This is a genomic window from Amycolatopsis sp. NPDC104863 (assembly GCF_055582965.1).
This window is the reverse complement of record NZ_JBVJOW010000003.1, coordinates 554,547-565,455: the sequence shown is the minus strand read 5'-3', so window position 1 is coordinate 565,455 and position 10,909 is coordinate 554,547. Positions and strand designations below refer to the sequence as shown.

Sequence of the window (10,909 nt, the reverse complement as noted above, 5' to 3'; positions counted from 1 at the left end):
GTGCTGGAGTACAGGGTGACGACGGCGGCGGAGCGGCCCCGGGTCGCGCGGGCGCGACCGGTCAGCGCTCCGCCCGGCGAGCTCGCCGGACGGGGCGGCGGTCGGCGGCGTGCCGGCCGGACGCCTGCGGCGTCACCACGCCCGTCCGCTCCTCGACCATGTCGTGCAACTCCTGCTCCCGCTCGTTCATGCCCGCGCGCACCTCGGCGCCGAACGAACCCACGGCGCCCGCCAGCTCGCGCACGGCGTCGCCCAGGTTCGATGCTAACCCCGCGGGAGTGGCCTGACGAGCGGTTTCGGCGGCCTTGCGGGACAGCGCGACACCGGCGACCACGCCGACGCCGAGCCAGAACAGCCGCTTCACTTCGCCGCCTTCTTCGCGGCTTTCGCGGCGCTCTTCTTCTTGCGCGCGCGGATCGCCTTGCTCAGGCCGTAGGACAGCGCCGCCGTCTTGACGAGCGGGCCGCCCAGCGTCGCGGTGAACACCGAGGTCAGCGCGGAGACGTTGCCGGTGACCGCCTGCGCGTTCGACGTGATCCCGTCCACCCGCTCGAGCTGGGTGTTGACGTGGGTGATCGTCTGGTTCGCGCCGATCAGCAGCGGGTCGGTGTTGCTGTTGGTGCGCTCGATCGCCTCGGTGGCCGCGTCCAGCGTCTTGCCGAGCTTGATCAGCGGGATCGCCAGCAGGACGACCAGCACCACGAATGCTCCTGCGGCGATCAACGCGGCGATCTGCCCTGCCGACACGGGCCCTCCTCGGTTCAGCGGTCAAGTGGGCCTGAGGTTACCGCCTGGCCGGGTCCCCGACCGTGTCACCCCGCGCGGGCCGGAAAACGCGTCGCCGCCCGCCCCCGCGACGCGGTACACCTGGGCGATGGGACACGACGACGGGCCCGCCCGGCGGGTGCTCGCCGGGCCGGGCGGCCCGGCGGCCGACGTGCTGGCCGCGCTGCCGGGCGCGGACCTGACGACGGTCCAGCTGGAGGTGGCCCGCCGACGCGCGGCACGGCTGTCCGCGGCGGACGTGCTGCGCCGCCACCGGACCGACCGGTTCGTCGCACCGAGCCCGCTGCCGTTCGCCCTGCTGCGGCACGTCGAGGACACGCTGCTGGCGGCGGCGCCGGACTTCGAGCCGGTGACGCTCGCGCCGTTGACCCCGCTCGGGACCCACTCGGTGGTGACGGGCCTGGCCCAGCACCGCGTGGTGCCAACCGGCCGCGGCACCGAGGTCGCGGCGGACCCGACGACCGGGCTGGCGCTGGAAGCGGCGGTCCGGCGGTCCGGGGCTGCTCCGGTGCGGCTGGCGACAGTGCAGCGGGTGGTGCGCGCCCAGCCGGTCCCGGCGGGGTTGTTCGCGCACTTCTCGCTGTTCGGCGCGGTGACGGCCGGTCGCGACACCGGCAATCTGGCGTTCGAGCGGGCGGCGGTGGCCGAGCACGCGCGGCTCGTCGTCGCGGGGTGCCGGGCGCTGGGCGCCACGTCGGTGTCGCTCGGGGTGACGGTGCTGGATCCGCGGTTCGAGGACGTGCTCGGTGCGGTGGACGTGCCGACCCATCCGTACCCGGAACGCGAAGGCGGGCGGGGCGGGTATTACGAGGGGCTGTGTTTCAAGGTGTACGCGTCCTTTGGGGGAGAGCTGGCCGATGTCGGCGATGGCGGCTTCACGCCGTGGACGCGCCGGCTGTTGGGGAACGCGAAGGAACGGTTGATGACCAGCGGCCTGGGCGTCGACCGGCTCGCTACGCTCCTCCCGGGCTAGTCGCGCTTCTTGAGCACCGCGCGGTACAGCGCCGCCATGTCCTCTTCGCCGTGGCCTGCTTCGACCGCGGCCTCCAGGTGGGCCAGAGTCGCCTTCGCCCCCGCCATATCGACCTCGGGCCCCGCCGCCTCCACCACCAGCCGGGCGTCCTTCGCCGCCAGGCCAGCCGGGAACGCCGGGGGGTACTCGCCGGCCAGCATCGCGCCGCCCTTGACATGCGCGTAGCCCACGTCGAGGCCGCCGCCCTTGATCGTCTCCAGGAACAATGCCGGGTCCAGACCCAGCGCGGTCGCCAGGCCCAGGCTCTCGGCCGTGCCGTTGGTCAGCGCCAGGACCCACGCGTTCACCACCAGCTTGAGCCGGCTGCCCTGGCCGGCCGGGCCGAGCCAGCGTGTCTTCGCCGCTACCGCGTCGAACACCGGGGTCGCCGCGGGCCGGGCCTCCTCCGGGCCGGACGCCAGCACCTGCAGCTGGGCCTGCTCCGCGGGCTGGCGGGTGCCGAGCACCGGTGCGTCGACGAACACCACGCCCGCCTTCTCCGCCAGCTCGGCCAGGCGGTCGGTCCACTCGAGGCCGACCGTGCTCATCTGCAGCCACAACGTCCCCGAAGCGGGCGACGCGGCTTCGAACGCCGAAGCGACCGCGGGACCGTCGGCGAGCATCGTCACCAGGATGTCCGCGCCCTCGGCCGCCGAGGCCGCCGAATCGGCCACTGTCGCGACGTCGGCGAGGTGCTCGGCCTTCTCCCGGGTCCGGTTCCACACCCGGACGTCGAGGCCCGCCTTCGCGAGGTTGGCCGCCATCGGCGCGCCCATGATCCCGGTGCCGAGAAATCCGATGCTCATGTCCCCATCGTGCCGAACGCGCGGCCGCCTCGCAGTCCGCGAAAAGCCATCAAACGGACCTTGTCCCGTTCACCTGGGCCGACGATGGTCGGAAACCATGCCCGAACTGTCCCGCCGCCGCCTGCTCGGCGTGTCCGGAGCGGCCCTCGCCGGCTCGCTGCTGCCCCCGTCCCTGCACTCGGCGATGGCCGAGCCCATGCGCCGCGGCGGCCTCGACGCCGTCGAGCACGTCGTGGTGCTGATGCAGGAGAACCGCTCGTTCGACCACTACTTCGGCACGCTGCGCGGGATCCGCGGCTTCGGCGACGCGCATCCCCTGGAGCTGCCCTCCGGGCGCTCGGTGTTCGAGCAGCCGAACCCGGCGGGCGGCACCGTGCTGCCGTTCTCGCTGCGCAAGGAGGCCGAGCGCGAAGGCCGCGCCGCCGGTGACATCCAGTACCTCGGCGACCTCGACCACAGCTGGACCGGCACCGGCAAGGCCTGGGCCCGCGGCTGGAACGACGGCTGGATCGGCGTCAAGAGCCCGGCGACCATGACCTACTACGACCGCCGCGACATCGCGCTGCAGTACGAGCTCGCCGACACCTTCACCCTCTGCGACGCCTACCACTGCTCGATCTTCGGCTCCACCAACCCGAACCGGAACTTCCTCTGGACCGGCACGGTCGGCTACGAGCCGAACAGCACCGCGCGCGCCGTCACGAACGCCGCGTACTCCTACGACCACGCCGGTTACGACTGGACGACCTACCCGGAACGCCTCGAGAAAGCGGGCGTCTCGTGGCAGATCTACCAGGAGTGGGACAACTTCACCGACAACGCCGTCGAATACTTCCTGCCGTTCAAGAAGATCGGCACCAGGATCCTCGCGTCGGTGAGCGAGAAGTTCCGCACCACCGAAGAGTTCTACGACACGCTCTTCAAGAAGACCCCGGAAGAGCAACAGAAGCTGCGCGCCGAGTTCGACGCGGGTGTCGCCGCGCTGACCCCGGCCGAGCGGCGGCTGTTCCAGCGCGCGATGTACCGCAGTGAGCCGGAAACGCTCGTCCCGCGCCTGCGCGCGGACATCCGGGCCCGCCGGCTCCCCCGGGTCAGCTGGCTGGTCCCCTCGGCGGTCGACTCAGAGCACCCCGGCGCGTCCACGCCGGTCGGCAGCGCGAACCTGATCTACGACGTGCTCGACGCGCTCGCGCAGGACCACGACACGTGGTCGAAGACGGTGCTGCTCGTCAACTTCGACGAGAACGACGGCTACTTCGACCACGTGCCACCGCCGGTCCCGCCCGCCGACGCCGCCGACGACCACTTCGCCGGGCAGCCGCTCGGGTTCGGGCCGCGGGTGCCGATGACGGTCGTCTCGCCGTGGACGATCGGCGGGTTCGCCGACTCGACCGTGTACGACCACACGTCGGTGCTGCGCCTGCTGGAGCGCTGGACCGGCGTCGCGGAGCCGAACATCAGCGCGTGGCGGCGGACCGCCGCGGGTGACCTCACGGGCGCGTTCGACTTCGGCCGCGCCGGCCGCCCGCCGCGGGTCGCCAAGCCGGGCCCGGTCCCGGCGCCGATCGCGCGCTGGCACCCCGCCGCGCCGGCCCAGCCGGAGCCGCCGGCGGTCGAGCCGGGCACCCGGCCCGCCCGCGCACTGCCTTACCAGGCCTCGGTTTCCGGCACGCTCGACGCGTCCGGGAAGCTCGCGCTGAAGCTGGCCAACAGCGGCCGCGCGGCGGCGCACTTCGCGATCTACGCCTACGCGGGAGAGCTCGCGGAACCGGCCCACCACGACGTCCTCGGCACGCGGGACGTCGTGCTGCCCGTGCCCGGCGCGGCGCACCGCGTGGTCGTGCAGGGCCCGAACCGCGGCTGGTGGGAGTTCCGGGGCAGCGGCGCCGGGGTGCGCGTCGACGTGCGGACGCGGTTCGTGCGCGGCGGGCTGGAGCTCACGTGTGCCAACCCGGGCGCTTCGGCGGTCACGCTGCGGCTGACCTCACCGCGCCACGGTCGGACCACCCGGGTGGTCCGGGTGCCGGCCCGCCGCTCGGTGGCGGTGGCCTGGCCGGCTTCGCAGGGCTGGTACGACGTGCGGGTGACCGCCGACGGCGACGCCGGGTTCCTGCGCACGCTCACCGGCCGCGTCGAAGACGGCCGGCCGGGCACCTGCGGTCAGTAGTCGCCGAGCAGGCAGAAGGGATGGCCGGCCGGGTCGGCGTAGACGCGCCAGCCCCGGCCGTCCGGGTCCGGGTCGAGCAACCGGCCGCCGTGCTGCAGCACCTGGTGGTGCGTCTCGCGCATGTCGTCCACTTCGAAGTCGAAGTGGAACTGCTGCGAGAACGCGGGATCGGGCCAGCGCGGCGCCTGGTGGCCCGGCGACCGCTGGAACCCCAGCACCATCCCGCCGACGTGGAGGGTCGAGAAGTCCTCGTCGACCCGCCACCGCGGATCGGGCCGGTCCACCTCACCACCGGCGATCGCCTGGTAGAAGTACGCGAGCACGAGCGGTTCCGGACAGTCCAGGACGATGCACTGCAGCGTCGCGGGCACGGGGAAACCTCCTGCCGTCGCCGGGACCCGGTTCGGGTCACCTCAGGCGCGAAGCTTACGAAACGCGATGATCTTGAAGTTCCCGGCCCGGGTGGTGATCACTTTCCCGGCGATCGTCCGGCTGTGGTCACCGCTCACCGCGGATGGTCCGGCGCAGCTTCGGGACGCGCTCGGCGAGCGGGCGCTCCGCCCCGCGCTGGGTGGGCTCGTAGTAGTCCTTGCCGACCAGCTCGTCCGGCGGGTACTGCTGCGCCAGCACGCCCTCCGGGACGTTGTGCGGATACCGGTAGCCCTGCGCGTTGCCGAGCTTCTTGGCGCCGGCGTAGTGGCCGTCACGCAGGTGCGGCGGGACGCTGCCCGCCAGCCCGGCGCGGACGTCGGCCAGCGCGGCGTCGATGCCGGTGACGACCGCGTTCGACTTCGGCGCCGTGGCCAGGTGGATCGTCGCCTGCGCGAGTGCCAGCCTGCCCTCGGGCATGCCGATGAGCTGGACGGCGTGCGAGGCCGCGACCGCCGCCTGCAGCGCCGTCGGGTCGGCCATCCCGATGTCCTCGCTCGCGTGCACGACCAGGCGTCGCGCGAGGAAGCGCGGGTCCTCCCCCGCCTCGATCATCCGGGCCAGGTAGTGCAGCGCGGCGTCCACATCGGACCCGCGGATCGACTTGATGAACGCGCTGATGACGTCGTAGTGCTGGTCGCCGTCGCGGTCGTAGCGCACCGCCGCCTTGTCCACAGTGGACTCGACGGTGGCCAGGTCGATGGTCTTCGCCTCGGTGGCCGACGCCGCGTCCGCCGCCGCTTCCAAGGCCGTGAGGGCGCGGCGCGCGTCCCCGCCCGCGAGCCGGACGAGGTGGGCGCGCGCGTCCTCGGTCAGCGTCAGCTCGCCGCCGAGGCCGCGCTCGTCGGCCAGCGCGCGCTCGATCAGCTGCGTGATGTCCTCGTCGGTCAGCGGGCGCAGCTGCAGCACGAGCGAGCGGGACAGCAGCGGCGAGACGACGGAGAACGACGGGTTCTCGGTGGTCGCCGCGACCAGCAGCACCGTGCGGTCCTCGACCGCGCCGAGCAGCGCGTCCTGCTGGGTCTTGGAGAACCGGTGCACCTCGTCGATGAACAGCACGGTGTTCTCGGTGTTGTACTGCCGGCGCCGCCGCGCCTCCTCGATGACGCCGCGCACCTCCTTGACCCCGGCCGACAGCGCCGACATCGCGACGAACCGGCGTCCCGTCGCGATCGAGACGAGGTTGGCCAGCGTCGTCTTGCCCGTGCCGGGCGGGCCGTAGAGCAGCACCGACGCCGGCGCGGCGCCCTCGACCAGCCGCCGCAGCGGGGCGCCTTCGCGCAGCAGGTGCTGCTGGCCGACGACCTCGTCGAGCGAGCGCGGCCGCATCCGCACGGCCAGCGGGGAGCTCGCCGGGTCCGCCTGCCGCTCGTCGGCGTTCGACGTCGTCCGCTCGGGCGGGGGCGCCACGTCGGCGTTCACGGTGAAGAGCTCGTCCTGTGCCACACCGATGACGTTAACCGAACCCACCGACAGAACCCTTGCCCCGGTCCGCGGAGCCGCGCTACCGTCGTGGTGACCGGTTGACCGAAAGTGCGATTCCGGTCAACAAGTCAAACGTTCAAGGAACCAGCAGGTGGAGACGCATGAGCCATCCCAACCGCGAGCGTGCCGACCGGATCCTGGACGCGGCGGGCGAGCTGCTGCTGCGCATGGGCTACCGGAAGGTGGCGGTCGACGACATCGCGCGCGCGGTCGGCATCGGCAAGGGCACCGTCTACCTGCACTGGCGCACCAAGGAGCTGCTGTTCCAGGCGCTGATGATGCGGGAGTCGGCCGACCTGACCGACGAGATCCTGGCCCGGATCAAGGCCGACCCGGCGATGATCCTCCCGCACCGGATGATCTCGGCGTCGTTCCTCGTCACCCACCGGCGGCCGCTGGTGATGGCGATGCTGCGCGGCAACGCCGACATGTTCGGCTCGCTCGGCGACCTCGCCCTGCGCAAGCAGCAGGACCAGCTGCGCGCGCAGTTCGAGGAGGCGATGCTCCGGCACGGCCTGATCCGGTCGGACGTGCCGAACCTGACCTACGCGCTCAACACGTCGACCCTCGGCTTCTACCTGGGCGACACGCTTTCCGACGAGTTCGAGGCCATTCCGCTGGAGGAGAAGGCGGAGGTCCTCGCGTACCTGGTCCGGACCGCGTTCGAGCCGGCCGGGGAGCCCGATCCCCGCGCGGTCGCGGACGTGGCGGCGGAGCTGAGCTCGGCGCTCGAGGAGCTCGTCTCGGGCTACCGGCAAGGGATCTACGCGCACGATCCCGCCAAGGCGCCCGGCTGATCCCGGGCCACACAGGGGAAAGAAGGGGCGGACATGACCACCACACAAGCGGACACCTGGGGACTCCACGAATCCCAGTTCTGGCTGCGGGGGAAGCAGCCCGAGGCACGCGTGCACCACGCCGCCGACCTCGGGTTCTGGAACGTCTACGGGCACCCGGAGGCCGAAGAGGTCCTCCGCGACCCGGCGACGTACTCCTCGGACACCACGCGGCTGGTGCCGAAGGAGATGATGGCCGGCGTCGACCCCGACGTCGACTTCGAGGAGATGCAGGCGGGCAACCTGCTGCAGCTGGACCCGCCGCTGCACAACAAGATGCGCAAGCTCGTCAGCCGGGCGTTCACGCCGAAGGTCGTCGCCGACCTGGAGCCGCGCATCGCGGCGGTGACGAACGAGATGCTCGACGCGGCGGGTTCGACCGGCCGGCTCGAGCTGGTCGAGCACCTCGCCTACCCGTTGCCGGTGATCGTCATCGCGGAGCTGCTGGGGGTCCCCGCGAGCGACCGGCACCTGTTCAAGGGCTGGGTGGACAAGCTGTTCGACTCTTCGGAGCAGTTCTCGCTGAAGGAGCAGACCGAGGGGCGGCAGGAAGCGGTCAAGAAGTCGCTGGAGGGACAGAAGGCGCTCGTCGAGTACCTCGGCGTGCACGTCGACGAACGGCGGAAGCAGCCCCGGGAGGACCTGCTGACGAAGCTCGTCGAAGCCGAGGTCGACGGGGAGAAGCTGACGCGCAACGAGGTCGTCAACTTCGCCAACGTCCTGCTGCTGGCCGGGCACATCACCACGACGATGCTGCTCGGCAACGCCGTGCTGTGCCTGGACACGCACCCCGGATGGGACGAGCGGGTGCGCGCCGACCGGTCGCTCGTGCCGCCGATGATCGAGGAGTCGCTGCGGTACCTGTCGCCGTTCGCGGCGGTGGCCCGGGCGACCACGCGCGAGGTGGAGCTGGGCGGGACGACGGTGCCCGCCGACCAGATGCTGATGGTCTGGGTGGCCGCCGCCAACCGCGACGACCGGGTGTTCGCCGACCCGGACACCTTCACCCCGCTGCGCGACCCCAACCCGCACCTGGCGTTCGGGCGCGGGATCCACTTCTGCATCGGGGCGCCCCTCGCGCGGCTGGAGGGACGGGTGGCGCTGAACGTCTTGTTCGACCGCTACCCCACGCTGCGGACGATCCCGGGTGAGCCGCCGAAGTTCCAGGTCAACCCGAACATGACCGGCGTGCGGGAGCTGCCGCTCACCACGGCGTGAACCGGTTGCGCCCTGGGCGAAACCCCTCGCCCGGGGCGCGAGCCGTGCCGCAGAGTGGGCCGATGCGCATCGCGGTGCTCTCGGACATCCACGGCGTGCTCCCGGCTCTCGAGGCGGTGCTGGCCGAGCCGGAGGTCGTCGCGGCCGATCGGATCGTGCTGCTCGGGGACATGCTCGCCGGGCCGATGCCGGTGGAAACCCTGGAGCGGCTGGTTTCCCTGGGCTCGCGCGCGGTCTGGGTGCGGGGCAACGCGGACCGCGAGCTGGCGGCGTCCGCGCGCGGCGCCGGGATGTTCGTCCCGGACCCGATCTTCCCGTGGGCGGCGAAGCAGCTGCGTCCGGCCGACCTGCCCGTCCTGGACGCGCTCCCGTTGACGGTGACGCTGGGCGACGTGCTGTTCTGCCACGCGACCCCGCGCGACGACACCGAGATCGTGCTCGTCGACAGCCCGTTGGCGCGCTGGGCGGAGGTGCTCGAGGGGGTCGAGGCGTCGACGATCGTGTGCGGGCACACGCACATGCCGTTCGTCCGGCTGGCCGACCGGAAGCTGGTCGTGAACCCCGGCAGCGTCGGAATGCCTTACGGCGCTTCGGGCGCGCACTGGGCCCTGCTCGGCGACGGCGTCGAGCTGCGGCGCACGGAGTACGACGTCGAAGCGGCGTGCCGGTTTCTCGCCGAGGAGTGCGCGTACCCAGACATCGAGGAGTGGGCGGACTTCTTCGTCCGCAACCCGGCTTCGGACGCGGAGGCGCTTCGCGTGTTCAGCGGGAGCGAACCGAATTCCACATGATGACGGCGGCGTAAGGGAGGAATTCGCGGCCGCGGCGGCAGAGCCACGGGATTCCCTTGACCACCAGCCAGCCCAGGTGCCCCGCCGCGCTCGGCTCGAGGCCGCCGCTGCAGGTGAGGCTGACCGGCTCCGGCACGTCGAACCCGGCTTCGGCGAGCAGCCCGGTGAAGCCGTCCGCGAGCATGCGGTGGCCGAGCTCGGAGGGGTGCAGCCGGTCGACGCTCCACGACGTCAGGTCGTAGGCGCCGGGAAGCCGGTCGAGGTCGAGGCAGGGCACGCCTTCGCGGGCGACGACCTCGCCGATCGCCGCGTTCAGCTCGGCGACGCGGGCACTGAGCGCGCGCTTGAGCGACGGCGGGAGCCGGAACACCTTGCTGTGGTCGTGGAACCGCACCGGCACGACGGTGGTGCCGGTCGCGCGCAGCCGGTGGATGACCTCGGTGAGGTCTTCGGCGATGCGCGCGGCGTCGAAGTCCGGGCGCAGGGTGTCGTTCATGCCGGCGACGAGCAGGGCGACGTCGGCCCGGTGCGCGACGGCGGCGGGCACCTGCTCGGTGAGCACGCACCGCATCCGCGCCCCGGTGAAGGACGGGTTCAGGTAGCCGTCGGCGTCGACCCCGAGCGCGGCGGCGACGAGCGGGCCGACCCCACGCCAGCCACCCCGCCGCGGCAGGGGATCCCCCAGGCCGACGGCGGTGGAGTCGCCGAGCACCACCAGGCGCCGCGCTCGCTTGAGCGACGGGACCGCCGTGAGCGCGGGGCGGGAGGGTTCGGGTGCGGGAGTGACTTCGAGGCTGATCACGGTCACGCTCAAGACCATCGGCCACGGAAGCTCACCTGCGGTGAGGAGGAGGTAACGCGCCCACGACACCGGGCCTAATTTTTGACGCTCACCTCACGGAGGTCCGAAAAGTCCTGTTCGGGTGGGTGGGGAGGGGTGCCGGGATGCCGCGGGCTCAGTTGGGCGGGCTCGGTCAGGCGGGCTCGGTCAGGCGGGCTCGGTCAGGCGGAATCAGCCGCGGTTGCGGGCTCAGCCGCGGTGGCAGGCTCAGCCGGGCAGGCTCGGTCAGGCAGGCTCGGCCAGGCGGGCTCGGCCAGGCGGGCTCGGCCAGGCGGGCTCGGCCAGGCGGGCTCGGTCAGGCGGAATCAGCCGCGGTTGCGGGCTCAGCCGCGGTGGCAGGCTCAGCCGGGCCAGCTCAGCCGGGCTCAGCCGGGCGGGATCAGCCGGGCGGGCTCCATCGCCGTGGCGGGCCCACCCACCGAAAGCCGCCTTGGTGCGCGCGGCTCGGCGAGATCCAGCCACCGCAACGCCGCTTCGAGCGCGTGCGAGCGCACCCAGGCTCGGCGAGACCCAGCCACCGCACCAGACCTCAGCCAGA

Annotated in this window: 12 protein-coding genes; 5 read left to right on the top strand and 7 right to left on the bottom strand. The window is 72.5% G+C overall.

Going from position 1 to position 10,909, the window contains the following annotated elements; all coding sequences use genetic code 11:
• Positions 1 to 61 precede the first annotated feature (61 nt).
• A complete protein-coding gene (locus ACZ63J_RS19300) occupies positions 62 to 364 on the bottom strand; it encodes a hypothetical protein (protein WP_323335219.1) in 303 nt (100 codons plus the stop codon).
• Positions 361 to 747, bottom strand: coding sequence for a DUF948 domain-containing protein (locus ACZ63J_RS19295; RefSeq protein WP_370961356.1), 387 nt, complete (start codon positions 745 to 747; stop codon positions 361 to 363). Before ACZ63J_RS19295 ends, ACZ63J_RS19300 begins: the two co-directional genes overlap by 4 nt.
• Before the next feature lie 127 nt (positions 748 to 874).
• On the opposite strand from ACZ63J_RS19295, the gene ACZ63J_RS19290 reads away from it, so the two are divergent.
• Positions 875 to 1,759 carry a hypothetical protein gene (locus ACZ63J_RS19290; RefSeq protein WP_465406218.1) on the top strand — a complete coding sequence of 295 codons (885 nt, stop codon included), beginning with the start codon at positions 875 to 877 and terminating at the stop codon, positions 1,757 to 1,759.
• Here the strand turns inward: ACZ63J_RS19290 and ACZ63J_RS19285 are convergent.
• Entirely contained in the window at positions 1,756 to 2,604 is an 849-nt protein-coding gene (locus ACZ63J_RS19285; protein ID WP_465406216.1) for an NAD(P)-dependent oxidoreductase, read from the bottom strand. The genes ACZ63J_RS19290 and ACZ63J_RS19285 overlap by 4 nt on opposite strands.
• Positions 2,605 to 2,701: 97 nt before the next feature.
• Between ACZ63J_RS19285 and ACZ63J_RS19280 the strand changes: the two genes are divergently transcribed.
• Complete coding sequence (locus ACZ63J_RS19280) at positions 2,702 to 4,771, top strand: phosphocholine-specific phospholipase C (protein WP_465406214.1); 2,070 nt, start codon at positions 2,702 to 2,704, stop codon at positions 4,769 to 4,771.
• On the opposite strand, the gene ACZ63J_RS19275 is transcribed toward ACZ63J_RS19280, so the two are convergent.
• Complete coding sequence (locus ACZ63J_RS19275) at positions 4,765 to 5,142, bottom strand: VOC family protein (protein WP_465406212.1); 378 nt, start codon at positions 5,140 to 5,142, stop codon at positions 4,765 to 4,767. The genes ACZ63J_RS19280 and ACZ63J_RS19275 overlap by 7 nt on opposite strands.
• A gap of 127 nt (positions 5,143 to 5,269) precedes the next feature.
• Positions 5,270 to 6,646, bottom strand: coding sequence for a replication-associated recombination protein A (locus ACZ63J_RS19270; RefSeq protein WP_465406211.1), 1,377 nt, complete (start codon positions 6,644 to 6,646; stop codon positions 5,270 to 5,272).
• Positions 6,647 to 6,786: 140 nt separating this feature from the next.
• Here ACZ63J_RS19270 and ACZ63J_RS19265 point away from each other — a divergent pair, with 140 nt between their 5' ends.
• From ACZ63J_RS19265 to ACZ63J_RS19255, 3 genes are all read left to right on the top strand, one after another.
• On the top strand, positions 6,787 to 7,482 hold the full coding sequence (locus tag ACZ63J_RS19265; RefSeq protein WP_465406209.1) for a TetR/AcrR family transcriptional regulator: 696 nt from the start codon (positions 6,787 to 6,789) through the stop codon (positions 7,480 to 7,482).
• Positions 7,483 to 7,515: 33 nt separating this feature from the next.
• Complete coding sequence (locus ACZ63J_RS19260; protein WP_465406207.1) at positions 7,516 to 8,739, top strand: cytochrome P450; 1,224 nt, start codon at positions 7,516 to 7,518, stop codon at positions 8,737 to 8,739.
• A gap of 62 nt (positions 8,740 to 8,801) precedes the next feature.
• Entirely contained in the window at positions 8,802 to 9,530 is a 729-nt protein-coding gene (locus ACZ63J_RS19255; protein WP_465406205.1) for a metallophosphoesterase family protein, read from the top strand.
• Here the strand turns inward: ACZ63J_RS19255 and ACZ63J_RS19250 are convergent.
• Together ACZ63J_RS19250 and ACZ63J_RS19245 are read right to left on the bottom strand one after the other, a co-directional pair.
• Positions 9,502 to 10,350 carry an SGNH/GDSL hydrolase family protein gene (locus tag ACZ63J_RS19250; RefSeq protein ID WP_465406203.1) on the bottom strand — a complete coding sequence of 283 codons (849 nt, stop codon included), beginning with the start codon at positions 10,348 to 10,350 and terminating at the stop codon, positions 9,502 to 9,504. The genes ACZ63J_RS19255 and ACZ63J_RS19250 overlap by 29 nt on opposite strands.
• A gap of 386 nt (positions 10,351 to 10,736) precedes the next feature.
• On the bottom strand, positions 10,737 to 10,889 hold the full coding sequence (locus ACZ63J_RS19245; protein WP_465406201.1) for a hypothetical protein: 153 nt from the start codon (positions 10,887 to 10,889) through the stop codon (positions 10,737 to 10,739).
• Between the last annotated feature and the right edge of the window lie 20 nt (positions 10,890 to 10,909).

Coding starts and splice junctions, on each gene's coding strand:
- ACZ63J_RS19280 (WP_465406214.1), top strand. CDS start 2,702: ATGCCCGAACTGTCCCGCCGCCGCCTGCTCGGCGTGTCCGGAGCGGCC.
- ACZ63J_RS19260 (WP_465406207.1), top strand. CDS start 7,516: ATGACCACCACACAAGCGGACACCTGGGGACTCCACGAATCCCAGTTC.
- ACZ63J_RS19265 (WP_465406209.1), top strand. CDS start 6,787: ATGAGCCATCCCAACCGCGAGCGTGCCGACCGGATCCTGGACGCGGCG.
- ACZ63J_RS19250 (WP_465406203.1), bottom strand. CDS start 10,350: ATGGTCTTGAGCGTGACCGTGATCAGCCTCGAAGTCACTCCCGCACCC.
- ACZ63J_RS19285 (WP_465406216.1), bottom strand. CDS start 2,604: ATGAGCATCGGATTTCTCGGCACCGGGATCATGGGCGCGCCGATGGCG.
- ACZ63J_RS19290 (WP_465406218.1), top strand. CDS start 875: ATGGGACACGACGACGGGCCCGCCCGGCGGGTGCTCGCCGGGCCGGGC.
- ACZ63J_RS19255 (WP_465406205.1), top strand. CDS start 8,802: ATGCGCATCGCGGTGCTCTCGGACATCCACGGCGTGCTCCCGGCTCTC.